The sequence below is a fragment of the Legionella sp. ST3F1 genome (genome assembly GCF_048553315.1).
Classification (GTDB): domain Bacteria; phylum Pseudomonadota; class Gammaproteobacteria; order Legionellales; family Legionellaceae; genus Tatlockia; species Tatlockia donaldsonii.
In genome coordinates this window covers 101986-116582 of record NZ_JBLZIO010000010.1, presented here as the reverse complement: position 1 = coordinate 116582, position 14597 = coordinate 101986, and the positions used below count along the sequence as shown (strand labels likewise).

The window sequence follows — 14597 nt, the reverse complement described above, 5'->3', positions numbered from 1 at the left end:
AGTCAAAATGCTGAAGAAATGTAGATGACAAATTCATAAACGTATCCTTACTGCTGCCTTTTTATGCAGAAAGTATACGTTTAGTTATTTAAAATCAATCGGTTATTTCTCTAAATTTGAGTGCGATTGCCATACATAAAATCCCCTTTTTTTCGACGTGACCTTTAGGTTTTGTTAGCTATTTGCGCAGGTGAATCGCTAAACGAACACTAATGTTTCCAATACTCACTGCACGGGTAGGAACAGCCACGTCTCTTGCTCGTGTTCATTTTAATGTAGGTCGGGTCTAGACCCGACGCGCTGTTGGGTGAATTCCCAACCTACGCTGGAGAACAACATGGACAGTAACAGCATTAACAAACAAGATTTTGTTAATTACCATAGCACCAAGCAAAAGCAGTTTTTTAAAGTCTTTGCCCGCGATTATCTGGCGTATTTAGGTAATCCCAATCCCACCAACAAGCAGCTTGCTGAAGTACAAACCTTGTTGTCACAGTCCTGGGTGCAACGACCACTTTGCCTCGATGGCCGCTTAACCAGTCGCGAGCAGCAATGTTTGTATTTATCTTCCCAAGGGAAAAGCATGAAGGAAATCGCCCTGTTCTTGAACCTCTCAGAGCGTCAAGTAGGACATCACCGCAATAATATCTTTCAAAAACTCGAGTGTAAAAATATTGCTGAAGCCATAGCCAAGGGGCTACGCTATGGAGAGTTAAGACCAGTGGACATCTGATGAATCAATCTTCGAACCGTGAACAAAGTCGCGGGAAGCGGGGTGGATGTGATCATTGTCATTTCAAACCATGTTGATGAACTGCTGGGGCAACAATGTCTGGGCTTGGGAGCGAACTAAATTTATACGAAACCCGTGCTTGAAATGGTGGGCAAGCATGTTAATTCATTAGGGGAGGTATAGGCCATTGTGCGGCGGCCTGGCAAGAAGCAGGATCCCCGTATTAGCACGTTTGTAATACGGGAATCCCAGATCAGGATTAATCATCCACCGAGTTATTGGACACCGGTTTTTCTGATCGTTGCTGCGGTCCTTTCTTTTTAGCAGAATCGGTTTTAAGGGGGATCACGCGTCCTCCGCTTTGCTGGCCAGAGCCTTTTTTACGCTGCGGATTATTGGCCACATTACCACTACGTTGTTGTTGCTGTTGTTGTTGATGGCCTCCGGGGCGGCGCCGACGATTACCCTGATTCTGCTGACGTCTTTCACCACCCTGTTGTGCAGATGATTGTTTGTGTTGGTGATGGTGGGGGCTGCTGCGTGTCACTTTTTCATGACGGCCAGAACTACCCGTGTTGCTTGATGATTCGGATGTGCTGCCAAATAGACTACTCCATAGACGCTTAATGAAGCTGCCATGGTGAATCTTGGGTGCATGATGAGGAGCAAATCCTTTTACAGCGGGTTCAGCATGTTTAATCGCTTCTTGTTCAGTACGAACAACGTCCAATTCTGGTTGCTGAATAAGTGAATAGCTGGGTTTTTTATTCTTGCCTACATTATCTTCCTTAAGACGGGTAATGTTATATTGTGGTGTTTGCAGGTAAGGATTGGCGATAACAAGTACATGCACGTTATGGCGTTTCTCAATACCCAGAATAAATTCACGCTTTTCATTGATGATGAAAGTAGCCATTTCCACCGGCAATTGAACGTGTATTTCAGCGGTCTTTTCTTTCAAGGCTTCTTCTTCAATTAAACGAATAATCGATAAACCATGCGATTGAATATTTCTTACTGTGCCTCGTCCTTCACATCGTGGGCATACTTCCTGTGCTGATTCACCTAAAGAAAGACGCAGGCGCTGGCGTGACATTTCAAGTAAACCAAAACGAGAGATACGACCAACTTGAATACGTGCCCTATCTGCTTGAAGTGCTTCTTTCAAACGATTTTCTACGTCACGTTGGTTTTTGCTGGAACCCATATCAATAAAATCAATGACTACCAAACCTCCCAAATCACGTAAGCGCAATTGACGAGCGATCTCATCAGCGGCCTCAAGATTGGTGTTTAATGCAGTCGTTTCAATATCTGAACCACTGGTTGCTTTTGCCGAGTTGATATCGATAGAAACCAGCGCTTCAGTACGATCAATGACCAGCGCGCCACCAGAAGGAAGAAGAACTTCCCGTTGAAAGGCCGTTTCGATCTGGCTTTCAACTTGATAGAAATTAAACAAGGGGATCGTATTGTTGTAGAGTTTAAGGTTAGGCAGAAAATCAGGTTTAACTTGCTCAATGTATTGTTTTGCCTTTACGTAAGAAATTTGATCATCAATGATGATTTCACCGATAGACTTGCGCAGATTATCGCGAATGGAACGAATAATGACATCACCTTCCTGATGAATCAGGCAAGGCGCAAGCTGAGAATTATAGGCCTGGCGAATGGCTTGCCATTGATTGCAGAGCATATCCAGATCGCCTTGCAATTCATCCTGGCTTTTACCAACACCAGCTGTGCGGATGATAAGCCCCATTTCTTCCGGCAATTGCAAAGCATTTAAAGTTTCTTTTAGCTCATCTCGATCATCGCCTTCAATACGACGGGAGATACCCCCAGAATTGGGATTATTAGGCATTAATACCAGGTAACAACCTGCCAAAGTAATGTAGGTTGTTAAGGCCGCGCCTTTATTGCCGCGTTCTTCTTTGTCTACCTGGATAAGCAATTCCTGGCCTTCGCGAAGAAGAGTCGTGATGGGCGGTTTTTCATCACCAAAATCATCAGGATGTTTACTTAAGTATTCAGGCGCAATTTCTTTAAGAGGCAGAAATCCTTGACGTTTTGCTCCATATTCAACAAATACGGCATCCAGGCTTGGTTCGCGACGAGTCACTACTGCCTTGTAGATATTACCTTTCTTCTTCACCTCTGCAGGACATTCGATGTCCAAATCATACAGATAATTATTTTTTACCAGTGCAACACGTACCTCTTCGGTTTGAGTTGCATTTATTAACATTCTTTCCATTATTCACCCCATAAAAGGGCGCTACCTCAAGTAAGGATAGTAAGGCTATTCATCCTTGCCTTTTTGAAGCTATGCGATACTACAAAGCTCGTTCCTGATTTATTCAGAATGAGCGTTGTGCATCTTGGTTTTTGCAAATAACATGAAAACAAGTTCAGGTTATTAACCATAGCTTGCAAATGACAAAAAATATTCTCTTTAAGCATGACCCAAGACCATAGGGACAGACCACATGCATGGTACCGGCAAATATTGCGGCGCATACTGGATATGTACATCTGTAGTGACAGAGCGATGTGGGGGAGAGGCTGAATAGATGGAATTTCATGCATATGAAAACATCCTTTGCCTAAAATCCGCAAAATGAGCTGTAACTGATGTAAAGCATGTCTGACATGCGTGGGTATCTGATGAGTTCGTTTTCAATTTTGCTCTGGTACTGGGTTACTTCCTTCTATCATTCACTTAAGGGAAGCGCGTTTTCAAACTCCTAGGATTTGTTTTCAATTCGGTTACTATGAGCCTAAAATATTGATTTTCTTATGCTATTTACTTGCAAATTTTGGTACTGTCGTACCACCAAAAATCTGTATTGCAGGATTCATACTGGCTAATTGGCAACTCATCCTATGTATGGCCGGTTTTTTATAGTCGGCCGATAAACTTTTTCTTTGTTTATGCGTTATAATTCGGTTGCGCGAACAATTTCCACGCAGTTCTAATAGTACCAAAAAAAAACAATTTCAGCAAATAGGTTTATGCATAAATGAGTGATGTACGTTACACAGAAATTAGTGCTGACGAAGAAGGCCAGCGCTTAGATAATTATTTGATGCGTATTTTGAAAGGTGTGCCTAAGAGTCATATCTATCGCATTATTCGTGCTGGAGAAGTGCGTATTAATAAAAAAAGGGCACAGGCGTCTTCGCGCCTCATGCAGGGTGACTGTGTGCGTATCCCTCCAGTACGTACAAGTCAGGGTAAAGATATTTTTGTTGGCGAAAAACTCGAGCAACGCTTGCGAGAAAGCATTTTGTTTGAAGACAATAGTTTGTTGGTAATTAATAAACCCGCCGGTATTGCGGTACATGGCGGCAGTGGTTTGAGTTTAGGCGTTATTGAGGCTTTACGAAAAACGCGTGATGATTTGTCTTATCTTGAACTGGTGCATCGTTTGGATAAAGAAACTTCAGGATGCTTGTTGCTGGCCAAAAAACGAAGTATGTTGCGAGCGATTCAAGCGTTATTAGAGGCGCGTGAGGTACAAAAAACCTATTGGGCACTTCTTAGTAATTCGTGGCAGGGCAAAAAAACAAAATTAGTGGATGCCGCATTGGAAAAGAATACTTTAAAATCAGGGGAACGAGTTGTCGCTGTGAAGGAAGAGGGGAAAGCATCACAAACTTCCTTTAAGTTGCTGGAAAATTATCAGCAGGCTTGCTGGGTCGAGGCCTCTCCCAAAACAGGACGTACTCACCAAATCAGGGTGCATAGCGCGTACTTGGGACATCCAATTGTGGGTGATGAAAAGTATGGGACAGAAGAATTGATAACAGGTTTGGAGTCGGTTAAATCACGACTTTATTTGCATGCCAGAGCAATTCAATTTAACCTGAACGGAAAAAATTATTTGTTTGAAGCAAATTTAGATGAACGGTTTGCAGAAACACTAAAAAAATTACGTGCGGGGAGCTTGTTGACTCATGGGTAAGCCATATCGCTTAGTAGTGTTTGACTGGGAAGGAACCTTAGGGGATACACTGGGACAAATTTTGGATACAGTGGCTACAGAGGCCAGGCGTTTGAATTTTGGTGAAATTGATGAAGAGCTGGCTCGCCAATCGGTTGAGCTGGGTTTGGTCAAGGCAGTAAACAAGGTATTTCCACACTTGAGTTTGCAACAGCAAGAACAACTACTATTAGCTGTACATCAATCATTGGTATCACGTACTACCCATGTTTATTTAATCCCTGGTGCAAAAGAGGTCGCTCGGCAGTTACATCGAGCAGGCATTAATCTGGCGATTGCAACCAATAAAGGCTATCAATCGTTACAAAGGATTTTGCATGCTTCCGGTTTGGATGAGTTTTTTAAAGTAACCCGTTCTGCGGGACAAACACCGCCTAAACCCTGTCCACAAATGTTAGAAGAAATTTTGGCTGAATTTGATGTAGGAATTCACGAGACACTGATGGTGGGAGATTCGGTAATTGATATCGAAATGGCAAAAAATCTCGGTGTTGATGCCATTGGAGTCGATTTTTACCATCAACAAGAAGCTGCATTACGCGCGGCAGGTGCCATGGAAGTTTTTGATGACTACCAACACCTTGCTGCTTACCTCCAATTACCTGAACAAGGGGGACTTTAGTGAGTAACCTGACCAGTTTACCCAATCTGTTAACGTTAATGCGTATTGTCTTGATACCCATCTTTATTATTGCTTTTTATATGCCTTTTCCCTGGGCACATGGGTTGGCTGCAGCCATTTTTGCTTTGGCTAGTTTTACGGATTGGTTGGATGGTTATTTAGCGCGTAAACTCAAGCAAATGTCACCTTTTGGTGCTTTTCTCGATCCTGTCGCAGATAAATTATTAGTCGCTTGTAGTCTACTCTTGTTGGTTGGTACCAAGAGCATGGATTACATCACCATTCCTGCTATTGTGATTGTGGGGCGTGAAATTGTTATTTCTGCACTCCGAGAGTGGATGGCTGAAATAGGGAGCCGCGCCAGTGTGACAGTAAGCTATGTCGGCAAAATCAAAACGATGATGCAAATGGTTGCCCTTTTTCTTTTGATTGCTTTTACACCAGCTCAATCCTGGTGGGGCGTTTTTGGTTTCATAATGCTTTATTTGGCAGCCATTTTAACGATTTGGTCGATGGTTATTTATTTAATGATTGCCTGGCCGCAACTGATGAAAAAAAGTCACAATATTGCTTAAAAAATTAAGGTTTTTCTGTTGACAGCATTCTAATTTACGGTAGAATTGCACCCCGTAGAGACGCGGGAATAGCTCAGTTGGTAGAGCACAACCTTGCCAAGGTTGGGGTCGCGAGTTCGAGTCTCGTTTCCCGCTCCAAATTAAAGCGACGCCATAGTCGCTTTTTTTTTACCGTTGAAGAGTGGCTGTGTGGCAGAGTGGTTATGCAGCGGCCTGCAAAGCCGTGTACGCCGGTTCGATTCCGGCCTCAGCCTCCATGACAAGAATATGCCCAGGTGGCGAAACAGGTAGACGCAAGGGACTTAAAATCCCTCGGAGGTTAAACTCCGTGCCGGTTCGACTCCGGCCCTGGGCACCAATTATATTTTATCTTTTCCAATTTTGAGGACATGCTCAATTAATAGCAGAGAACACTAACCCAAGTTCTATGTTTTTAATAGGTTTAAAAAGTTGCTGCAATCAGTTCAACGCTGTTCTTAGCTCTATCTTTTAATCCTGGCGCATCTAAGAGAGTCTGTGCCTTATCTCGAAGTCGTTCATCGCCTGTAATCAAAAAAGCGCGTTTTAAGTAATCAATTGCAAGAACTGGATTACGTTCTAGTTGATCAGATACTGTTTCATAATGTTCTGCTATCCCATTGAGGGATTGAAGATATTTTGTAAATTTATTTTGAAAGCTGCTATTAAATTCTACGTATTCAGTGCGCACAAAATCACTAGGAATTTTTGCTTTAACTGATTTAATTATGATGGTTTCTTTGCCTAGAGCTTGAGCTGCGCCCATCTCATAATAAATATTTTCCTGTGTTTGGGCAGGAATTTTTTCATGGCATATTCCAATAGCAATCGGGCATGACGCTATTAATTTCCATATTTTTAATAAAAAATCACGGCCTGTGACCTCGGTACTTGCATTTATTACTTCATAATTTTGCGATTTACATAGCTTGATAATTATATTTCCAATTTCTACAATTTCTTTACAGATCGGAGATCCTAGCCTTGTCATTAAAAAACAGTGCCGGGGTTTACTTGGAATAGAAGAAGTTAAGGCATCTCCATCTAATGGATTGTATATAATCACTTGGATTTTCTTCCAACGGGCACTCCTTTATAAGGGCCAGGGCTTTGCTTATGGGATATAATTTTACCCTCAGTACGGTCAATTTTTACGTAACGATCGGTTTTAGGATTTTTAACCTGCACAACGTCATGCCTTTTATTGGTTGGTTTATCTTTTTGGGTTCCCATGATCGATATCTCATTAGGTAGTATCTAATACTATTATAATTGCTAATGCCTCTGTGTATAAATTATCTGTTTATTATATGCAAGAAAATTTTCATGCCTTTTTGCAATTCCTCGAATATGTTATCATGCTTAAAATAAAGTAAGACTTTGGGTTAAATCCCTCGGAGGTTAAACTCCGTGCCGGTTCGACTCCGGCCCTGGGCACCATCCATCATTATCTCAGAATGCAACATATAATCATTGGCAATTTCGGAAATCATTCGTTGGCTGCAATGCAAGCCTTAATTGAAAAAGGCTTATCAGGAATTCACTTTGTCTATGTGGAAACAGGGTGGGCAGCTGCTTCCTGGGCAATGAGAGTGGCTGCTTGTGCTGACTATGCCCGCAAACAAGGGATTGTCGTGCATGTCTTATCTGCACAGGCGACTTTTGCCGAGATGGTTATTGACCGTAAACAATTCCCAAGTCAAAAATTTCAATGGTGTGCCGGTTTTCTCAAAGGATTGGCCATTCTTACGCATTTAGATGATTTGGATCCGGCCTGTGAGGCTTACATTGTCTCTGGGAAGCGGCGCTTCGATTCAAGGCGTTATGCCAACTTGCAAGAGTTTGAGCAACAAGATGATTTATATCAAGGACGAACGTTATGGTACCCTCTTTGGCAAACAGGGGATGAAGAATTGGGTGCCTTAATTAAGCGCACTGGCTTTCGCTTTTTACCTCATCAAAGTCGAGAATGTAGCCCTTGCATTCATGCAAATCTTGACGAGTTAAGGAGCCTGGATGCACACGCATTGCAGCGTTTGGACAAGCTTGAACAGCAAATTAGCCAAACCATGTTTCAGCAACCGATTTCTCAATTAGCGCAGTCACCGGCAGAGGGCAAGGCTAACGAAAACCTGGGGTTACAACAGTTTGATTTGGGCTGTGGAGCGCCTTGGGGATGCGGTGAGTAGACTCGCTACTGCCCAGGGAGAATTGCTTCGTCGATACGGTCCTCGAATCCTCATGCATTGACGGGGACACTGTAGGCCTGCAGCCGTTTCTCCTCGTACTTCTCCATAAGCAGCGAGTTTCGCAAGAAGTGGGAGCCCCCGATCTCTCTATTTCGTCGTTGCGAGCCTCGGCGAAGCAATCCAGAACGATGCTTTATGGAAGATTTGCACTGACTTGTTTCACTTTGTTCGCCAGACGCCCGGGACTTATTCTTCGCGTGGGGAACGGTTCAATAAATTGATTGCTGCTTGTTGTGGTGTGATCTCGCCTTTTAAAAGCGCATTGACCTGGGTACAAATCGGCATATCAATCCCTAATTCCCCGGCAAGCATGCAAATTTGTGCGGCGTTATGCTTTCCTTCAACGACTTGGCCTATTTGCTTCTCTGCTTCCACAAGGTTAATGCTTCGGCCTAATTGTAAACCAAAACGTCGATTACGTGATTGATCATCCGTACACGTCAATACCAGATCACCAACGCCAGCCAAACCCATAAATGTTTCTTCGCGGGCTCCCATACGAATGCCTAAACGGCTCATTTCCGCGAGCCCTCGCGTGATTAGGGCAGCTTTGGCATTTGCGCCATAACCCAAGCCATCACTAATACCGCAGGCGATAGCCAGTACATTCTTTATTGCACCGCAGATTTGAACGCCAACAACATCGTTGCTTAAGTAAACACGTAAATTATCGTGGTGCAAGAGTGATTGGATGGCATGTTGATAAGGCAAATTATTACTCGCCAGGGTCAGTGCGGTAGGTAATAATTTGGCGACCTCCGTTGCAAATGAGGGGCCTGAAATAATCGCTATGGGGTATGATTCGCCCCATTTTTCTGCAACCAATTGGCTCGGTAGTTTGTGACTAAGCGGGTCGATCCCTTTGGTGAGCCAAGACAAGCCATGGGCTGGTTTCGGTAATTGCTCTAATAATCCAGCAAAGGCATGAGAGGGAACGGCAATAATCACTTCGTTGGCTAACTTTAAGCATTGAGAGAGGTCAGCGATGGGTTGCAGCGAGTCTGGAAACCTATCGGAAGGCAGATAACGTTTATTACAACGCTGTTCAATCATGTCTTGAACATGCTGGGGGTTATGACCCCACAGCATGATCTGATTACCATAATTTGCTAGGTGAATGGCAACAGCAGTGCCCCATGAACCAGCGCCAAGTATGGCAATCGTTGATTTTTTCATAATTAATGGCTTGTTGTCTCAGTTTTGTCCGCTGCTTTTTGATTCTCTTCTAACTGTTGCATATAAAGCGCGTCGAAATTAATAGGTGCTAATACCAATTGTGGGAAACTGCCACGAATAACTTGTGAAGTAATGGCTTCACGCGCATAAGGGAAAAGAATGCTTGGGCAGAAACTACCTAATAAATGATCGAGTTGTTGGCCAGCGGCACCCTGGATTGTGAAAATACCGGCTTGCTTCACTTCTACTAAAAAAGCGACCGCCTTTTGATTTTTGACAGTTGCAGTCACAGAAAGTACAACCTCATAAACCCCTTCCTCTAATTGTGTGTTCTGGGTATTCAAATCCAGCGTTAACTCTGGTTCCCACTGTTGTTGGAAAACTGCAGGTGTATTAGGGGTTTCAAACGATAAATCTTTCGTATAAATTCGTTGAATCATAAATTGAGCTTCTGTATTTTGTTGCATATCACTGGTGTGTTCTGACATTGTTTATTTATCCTCGTAAAAGTTCATCTAATCGCCCCTGGTGTTCCAGAGCGTACATATCATCGCAGCCACCTATTGGTTGGCCGTTTATGAATATTTGTGGCACGGTATGTCTACCACTTTTTGCTATCATTTCATCCCGTTTAGCAGGTTCATCATCGATACGGATATCGGTATAGGAGACTCCCTTACTTTCCAATAACTGCCGTGCGCGCATGCAATAAGGGCAGTAGGCAGTGCTATACATAATTACTTCAGCCATGATTTTATTTTCCTTTGACTACTGGCAATTCAGCGGTTTGCCATGCGGCCATGCCACCCGCTAAAGCCATTGGTTGCGTAAATCCTTTTTCACGTAATTTGGTGGCGAGTTGAGAGGATTGCAAGCCACGTGCACAAACAAGAATTAGCGGCTTTGTTTTATATTTGTCCATGCGCTGTTCGTTAAAGTCATCAGCCGTAGCACGGATAGCGTCAAGGATGTGGCCATTCCGGAAAACCTCCGCTTCGCGGAGATCAATCACCACAGCATTTTCATGATTGATCAGATTAACAGCCGCTTGTGGTGAAAGTTCCTTGGCCCGCTTTTTCTGGGTTTGTAATTCATTAATAAAAATGATTAATAAAACAATGACCAAGGCAAGCCAGAGCCCCCAATGATTTACAATAAATTGACCTAACTGTTCCATACCTAACCTAATTAATGGCTGCAAATAGGCGAATTATCCTTAGAATGTTGTGATAACGCAAGTTATCCATGGCCCATCTTATTAATTAGCGTGAGGACATAAAAAATACCCATACTTTATTATGTCATTAACCCGGAAAAGCGACCCTCTTTTGAATGCGATTCAGTCCAATTCGACCTGGAAAAGTAATTCTATTTTCCTAAATCGAATTCAGGCTGATTATTAATTGCACGGTTTGGCAATTGGTTTTAGCAGCAAAGCTGCCGATATTAAACAAGGAAAAAATAGCCCTTGAATCTAAGGGGCGCTTCTTGCCATTTCTTGTAAACGCCTTATCCGTTCGCTGGTTAAAGGATGCGTTTTAAACAGTGCTGCTAATTGTTCCCCACTTAAAGGATTAACAATAAACATATGAGCAGTGGTTGGATGTTCTTCAGCCGCTTGAAATTGGCCCTGTTGGTTAGCATTTTCAAGTTTAGCTAAAGCACTGGCGAGCCATAAGGGATGCCCGCATAATTGAGCGCCACCGGCATCGGCTTCATACTCGCGCGAGCGCGAAACAGCCATTTGAATCAAACCAGCTGCCAGAGGGGCAAGCACCATCATCAGTATGCTTACCAACGCATTAGGGCGCTCCTCATCGGAGGAGTGGCTGAACATCGAGGTCCACATGAACAAATTAGCAACACTGCTGATTGCTCCGGCAAGCGTAGCAGCTACGACACTAATTAAGGTATCGCGATGGATAACATGCGACATCTCATGAGCAAGGACGCCCGTTAACTCTTCCTGGGTCATACGGCTTAACAAACCGCTGGTTACAGCAATACTTGCATGTTCAGGGTTACGGCCTGTCGCAAAGGCGTTTGGTGTGGGGTTATCGATGGCGTAAACCTTCGGCATGGGAATTTGAGCTTTGGCGGCTAATTGTGCCACGATGCTATAGACCGGATGGCTCGGATCCAATGGTTGGGCATTGTACATGCGTAAAACCAATTGATCAGAGTACCAATAAGCACCGAAATTCATAATAACGGTAAATCCAAGCGCTATTAATAAACCTGTACGCCCACCCAATAGACTACCAATGACCAGTAACAAGGCAGTTAAGGCAGCCAACAAAATGAAGGTTTTCATATTATTCATGACTAATCCCTACCCGTATTTAAGATCGTTTAACGATATAAAAACCGGATTCTGCTTTTTATATCGAACTGACGTAATTTAGATTAAAGGTAGTGGCAGCTATTGTTAATTTCAAGTCCTTGCTCCAAATAGTTCCATGACTTCCGGCAACGGCTGTCCGACAGCCGCAGAGGGGTATTTTATCGCCAGGATAGCTGCAAGGGTCGGTGCTATATCGGTGGTGCTGACTATTTTGCTAATTCGCTGCGCTTTGAAGGCTGGATTAACAAATAGCAAAGGAACGTAACTATCGTATTGCCAAGGGGTTCCATGGGCTACACGCTGTTCACTTTTGTCGGCCAGGGCTTGATAAGGCGGAGCAACCAGATACAGATCCCCGGAACGATTGGGAAAAGCCATTTTATCTACTTTGGCACTTAACCAATCATGCTCGGTGTTAGCAAGTGGCATTGGATAAGCTTGAAAAATGGCTGCTTGCTGCCGGAGAGCCTCAGCGAGGTAAGTACTGATTTCATTAACGGATAACCGGTGCTCGTTAATCAGTTGATGGTTAAGGTAGATGTAAGGTAGGGAAATAGCTTGCAAACTTTCAGGAGGTAATTGAAAACGTTTCGCTAATGTTTGTTCGATTAATGTTTGTAATGCTGGCAATTTTAGGGAATTATTTTCCTTGATTTGATGGGCAGCAAGGTAGACCGGCGAATCACTGACGCCGTGATCAGCGGTTAATACAATCAGGGTGTTTTCAAGGCCAACTTGTTTGTCAATGGCGGCTAATAATTTTGCCAATGTTTTATCGAGCCGTAATAGATTATCTTCCGATTCAAGGCTATTGGGGCCGAATTGATGTCCAATTGCATCAACGGCAGAAAAGCTGATGGCTAAATAATCGGTTTTATCAGTGCTGGCGCCTAATTTTTCTTCACGTAAGAGATGGATGGCAAAATCAGCGGTTAATTCATCGGCAATAGGAGTCATGGATAAAAATTTATAATAGGTTGGTGAGTCAGGGGCTCCCAAATGATGGGGGAATTCACGGCCAAAACCTGGGAAGCGATTTTTGAAGGTAGGGGCATTCGCATAGTGGTAATTAACCGCTTCATTGCTCAAAGCCCAGGTTTCATTTTTCGCTTCATAACGTTTATTCCATTGATTGACCCATTGCGGATACGCTTCGTAATAGTGACGACTGGTCACAAAACCACCGTTTTCTTTGTCAAACCAAAAAGCCTTCCCCGCGTGGCCGGCCAGGGTAATGGCGCCGCGATCTTTCAGGGAGACAGCAAACGCCCGACCCGCTTGAGACAATACAAGCTCATCACTTAAGGTGGAGGCCAACAAATTATGGGGAGAGCGCCCGACTAGCTCTTTTCTCGTGCGTGACGTGGGTAAGATCTTACTTTGCTTATCTTCAACACAATAAATACTTTGCTGTGTCTGTTTATCATACCAATCATTGTTGACGATGCCATGCAAGGCTGGGTAACTGCCTGTGGCAATAGTGGCATGGCCTACACAGGTGACGGTATTTGCATGTGGATGATGGGCATTATTGTAATCAAGACCATGCGCCAACAAATAATTGAAGCCGTCTTGACCAAATTTTCGATGATATTGGTTAATTAAATCGCCACGCAATTGATCGACAACAAGCTGGACAACAAGTCTGGGGGGCTTTATTTCGGCAAACACCGTGCTAACACAAAGTAAGAGTAAGACGCTGATGCTTTTTTTCATTATTGCTCCCGGGCATTAATAAAATTTAAATAGCGGCATCCTAAAGGAGTTTGAGCAGCTGGTAAATAGAAGGAGATGCCTATAATTTGGAAAATTTGCCCAAATTTGTGAATAACGTTTTGATTTTTAAAAGAAAAGCCAATTAGGCAGGACGCTTTAAAATTTAATCATGGGAATATAAATTGATTAATTAGATTAAAGAAAAGCCATGACGAATGAATTTAGTTAGTTTACACTGGTCGATGGTGAAATAGATTTCACTTAACCATTCATGGATTTTTAAGGAGAAACACAATGGTTTTTAAGGTAAGAGAATATCAACACATTATGGATGGTACTACCAGGGAGGACAGTACCAGGAATGAGGATGGCTTCACGGATACTAGAGCTACTCTTAGAGGGGAGCATCGTGCTGAATCTGTAGACAAGCTAAGACAACCACGACGCCATCAGGTGCAATTTATCGATCAGTCAAAATTGCTATTACATTCTGCAGGGAAAACGCAACCCGAAAAAGCACGGATTATGACCGGGTTAATGCTGCTTGAGTTAGCGATTATCGCTGACAGCTACGGCGAAAATATTTTCGATGTTATTGCAAAGGATTTGAAAGCTACCAAGCCTTCTGAGAAAAGTAAATCTTATCAGGGGAGTACTTACTTCCGTTGCTTGCTTGTTAATATAGGTTTAAAACCGGACAATCCGCTTGATTATGAAGACTACCGTTTGTTAATTGGTAAGGCCAAAAATTTTATTGCCTCTCATGTCTATGTTGAAGGGGCTTCTCTCAATGGCTTTAAAGAAGAACATGAGTTTTCAAAGATTGAAGAATTAAGTATTCCTATTTATCTTCATATGTGTACTACGGTTAGTACAGAAGCAGAGCACCGTATTATAACCCGAAATGAATTAAAGCAGGCTGAAGAATTGCGTAAAGCCGAAGAATTACGTAAAGCTGAAGAATTACGTAAAGCCGAAGAGTTAAGTAAAAAATCGGGTGCCAGTACGTCTTGGGGATTTAGGTTATGGTCATCACCAGCCCCTGCTGCGGAATCTGAGAAACGGGAGGAAGGCAAGGCTAAGGAAGAAGTCAAGGCACAGACAGAAGAGATTGTATCAATTCAATATCAATAGCCAATTCAGCACCCTGCAAAACG

General features: G+C 43.1%; 15 protein-coding genes and 3 tRNA genes. 9 read left to right on the top strand and 9 right to left on the bottom strand.

Annotated features, from left to right (window positions below; all coding sequences use genetic code 11):
- Positions 1 to 337: 337 nt before the first annotated feature.
- Positions 338 to 733 (top strand): response regulator transcription factor, encoded by a 396-nt coding sequence (locus tag ACN4Z1_RS08810; protein WP_228363330.1) that lies wholly within the window; start codon positions 338 to 340, stop codon positions 731 to 733.
- A gap of 259 nt (positions 734 to 992) precedes the next feature.
- Here ACN4Z1_RS08810 and ACN4Z1_RS08805 read toward each other — a convergent pair whose 3' ends face one another.
- The gene (locus tag ACN4Z1_RS08805; RefSeq protein WP_228363329.1) at positions 993 to 2990 is read right to left on the bottom strand and encodes an Rne/Rng family ribonuclease; all 1998 of its coding nucleotides are present in this window, start codon (positions 2988 to 2990) and stop codon (positions 993 to 995) included.
- 766 nt (positions 2991 to 3756) lie between these two features.
- Here ACN4Z1_RS08805 and ACN4Z1_RS08800 point away from each other — a divergent pair.
- The 6 genes from ACN4Z1_RS08800 (at position 3757) to ACN4Z1_RS08775 (ending at position 6295) form a co-directional block, all read left to right on the top strand.
- Positions 3757 to 4701 carry an RluA family pseudouridine synthase gene (locus tag ACN4Z1_RS08800; protein WP_115221856.1) on the top strand — a complete coding sequence of 315 codons (945 nt, stop codon included), beginning with the start codon at positions 3757 to 3759 and terminating at the stop codon, positions 4699 to 4701.
- Complete coding sequence (locus tag ACN4Z1_RS08795; RefSeq protein ID WP_115221855.1) at positions 4694 to 5362, top strand: HAD family hydrolase; 669 nt, start codon at positions 4694 to 4696, stop codon at positions 5360 to 5362. Before ACN4Z1_RS08800 ends, ACN4Z1_RS08795 begins: the two co-directional genes overlap by 8 nt.
- Positions 5362 to 5937 (top strand): CDP-diacylglycerol--glycerol-3-phosphate 3-phosphatidyltransferase, encoded by a 576-nt coding sequence (gene pgsA / locus ACN4Z1_RS08790; RefSeq protein ID WP_115221854.1) that lies wholly within the window; start codon positions 5362 to 5364, stop codon positions 5935 to 5937. The genes ACN4Z1_RS08795 and pgsA overlap by 1 nt, the downstream gene beginning before the upstream one ends.
- Positions 5938 to 5999: 62 nt before the next feature.
- A tRNA-Gly gene (locus ACN4Z1_RS08785) sits at positions 6000 to 6075 on the top strand.
- A 45-nt stretch (positions 6076 to 6120) separates the two neighbouring features.
- A tRNA-Cys gene (locus tag ACN4Z1_RS08780) sits at positions 6121 to 6194 on the top strand.
- Positions 6195 to 6206: 12 nt separating this feature from the next.
- Positions 6207 to 6295 (top strand) — tRNA-Leu (locus ACN4Z1_RS08775).
- Positions 6296 to 6379: 84 nt separating this feature from the next.
- Here ACN4Z1_RS08775 and ACN4Z1_RS08770 read toward each other — a convergent pair.
- Positions 6380 to 7021, bottom strand: a complete 642-nt coding sequence (locus tag ACN4Z1_RS08770) for a hypothetical protein (protein ID WP_228363328.1) — start codon at positions 7019 to 7021, stop codon at positions 6380 to 6382.
- Complete coding sequence (locus tag ACN4Z1_RS08765) at positions 7018 to 7188, bottom strand: hypothetical protein (protein ID WP_228363327.1); 171 nt, start codon at positions 7186 to 7188, stop codon at positions 7018 to 7020. The genes ACN4Z1_RS08770 and ACN4Z1_RS08765 overlap by 4 nt, the downstream gene beginning before the upstream one ends.
- Positions 7189 to 7412: 224 nt before the next feature.
- Between ACN4Z1_RS08765 and ACN4Z1_RS08760 the strand changes: the two genes are divergently transcribed.
- Positions 7413 to 8144, top strand: coding sequence for a phosphoadenosine phosphosulfate reductase family protein (locus ACN4Z1_RS08760; protein ID WP_228363326.1), 732 nt, complete (start codon positions 7413 to 7415; stop codon positions 8142 to 8144).
- Positions 8145 to 8390: 246 nt separating this feature from the next.
- Here the strand turns inward: ACN4Z1_RS08760 and ACN4Z1_RS08755 are convergent, their stop codons facing one another.
- From ACN4Z1_RS08755 to ACN4Z1_RS08730, 6 genes are all read right to left on the bottom strand, one after another.
- Positions 8391 to 9380, bottom strand: coding sequence for an NAD(P)H-dependent glycerol-3-phosphate dehydrogenase (locus tag ACN4Z1_RS08755; RefSeq protein ID WP_228363325.1), 990 nt, complete (start codon positions 9378 to 9380; stop codon positions 8391 to 8393).
- A gap of 2 nt (positions 9381 to 9382) precedes the next feature.
- Positions 9383 to 9868, bottom strand: coding sequence for a protein-export chaperone SecB (secB, locus tag ACN4Z1_RS08750; RefSeq protein WP_115221851.1), 486 nt, complete (start codon positions 9866 to 9868; stop codon positions 9383 to 9385).
- A gap of 7 nt (positions 9869 to 9875) precedes the next feature.
- Positions 9876 to 10130, bottom strand: coding sequence for a glutaredoxin 3 (gene grxC, locus ACN4Z1_RS08745; RefSeq protein ID WP_228363324.1), 255 nt, complete (start codon positions 10128 to 10130; stop codon positions 9876 to 9878).
- A gap of 4 nt (positions 10131 to 10134) precedes the next feature.
- The gene (locus ACN4Z1_RS08740; RefSeq protein WP_228363323.1) at positions 10135 to 10557 is read right to left on the bottom strand and encodes a rhodanese-like domain-containing protein; all 423 of its coding nucleotides are present in this window, start codon (positions 10555 to 10557) and stop codon (positions 10135 to 10137) included.
- Between the two features lie 297 nt (positions 10558 to 10854).
- On the bottom strand, positions 10855 to 11703 hold the full coding sequence (gene htpX, locus ACN4Z1_RS08735; RefSeq protein ID WP_228363322.1) for a zinc metalloprotease HtpX: 849 nt from the start codon (positions 11701 to 11703) through the stop codon (positions 10855 to 10857).
- A gap of 111 nt (positions 11704 to 11814) precedes the next feature.
- Positions 11815 to 13440, bottom strand: a complete 1626-nt coding sequence (locus ACN4Z1_RS08730; RefSeq protein WP_228363321.1) for an alkaline phosphatase family protein — start codon at positions 13438 to 13440, stop codon at positions 11815 to 11817.
- Between the two features lie 294 nt (positions 13441 to 13734).
- Between ACN4Z1_RS08730 and ACN4Z1_RS08725 the strand changes: the two genes are divergently transcribed.
- A complete protein-coding gene (locus tag ACN4Z1_RS08725) occupies positions 13735 to 14574 on the top strand; it encodes a hypothetical protein (RefSeq protein ID WP_419386880.1) in 840 nt (279 codons plus the stop codon).
- Positions 14575 to 14597 lie beyond the last annotated feature (23 nt).

Excerpts from the sequence above, each read along its gene's own strand:
- ACN4Z1_RS08810 (WP_228363330.1), top strand. The coding sequence starts at position 338 with ATGGACAGTAACAGCATTAACAAACAAGATTTTGTTAATTACCATAGC.
- ACN4Z1_RS08805 (WP_228363329.1), bottom strand. The coding sequence starts at position 2,990 with ATGGAAAGAATGTTAATAAATGCAACTCAAACCGAAGAGGTACGTGTT.
- ACN4Z1_RS08800 (WP_115221856.1), top strand. The coding sequence starts at position 3,757 with ATGAGTGATGTACGTTACACAGAAATTAGTGCTGACGAAGAAGGCCAG.
- ACN4Z1_RS08795 (WP_115221855.1), top strand. The coding sequence starts at position 4,694 with ATGGGTAAGCCATATCGCTTAGTAGTGTTTGACTGGGAAGGAACCTTA.
- ACN4Z1_RS08765 (WP_228363327.1), bottom strand. The coding sequence starts at position 7,188 with ATGGGAACCCAAAAAGATAAACCAACCAATAAAAGGCATGACGTTGTG.
- ACN4Z1_RS08760 (WP_228363326.1), top strand. The coding sequence starts at position 7,413 with ATGCAACATATAATCATTGGCAATTTCGGAAATCATTCGTTGGCTGCA.
- ACN4Z1_RS08755 (WP_228363325.1), bottom strand. The coding sequence starts at position 9,380 with ATGAAAAAATCAACGATTGCCATACTTGGCGCTGGTTCATGGGGCACT.
- secB (WP_115221851.1), bottom strand. The coding sequence starts at position 9,868 with ATGTCAGAACACACCAGTGATATGCAACAAAATACAGAAGCTCAATTT.
- grxC (WP_228363324.1), bottom strand. The coding sequence starts at position 10,130 with ATGGCTGAAGTAATTATGTATAGCACTGCCTACTGCCCTTATTGCATG.
- ACN4Z1_RS08740 (WP_228363323.1), bottom strand. The coding sequence starts at position 10,557 with ATGGAACAGTTAGGTCAATTTATTGTAAATCATTGGGGGCTCTGGCTT.
- htpX (WP_228363322.1), bottom strand. The coding sequence starts at position 11,703 with ATGAATAATATGAAAACCTTCATTTTGTTGGCTGCCTTAACTGCCTTG.
- ACN4Z1_RS08730 (WP_228363321.1), bottom strand. The coding sequence starts at position 13,440 with ATGAAAAAAAGCATCAGCGTCTTACTCTTACTTTGTGTTAGCACGGTG.
- ACN4Z1_RS08725 (WP_419386880.1), top strand. The coding sequence starts at position 13,735 with ATGGTTTTTAAGGTAAGAGAATATCAACACATTATGGATGGTACTACC.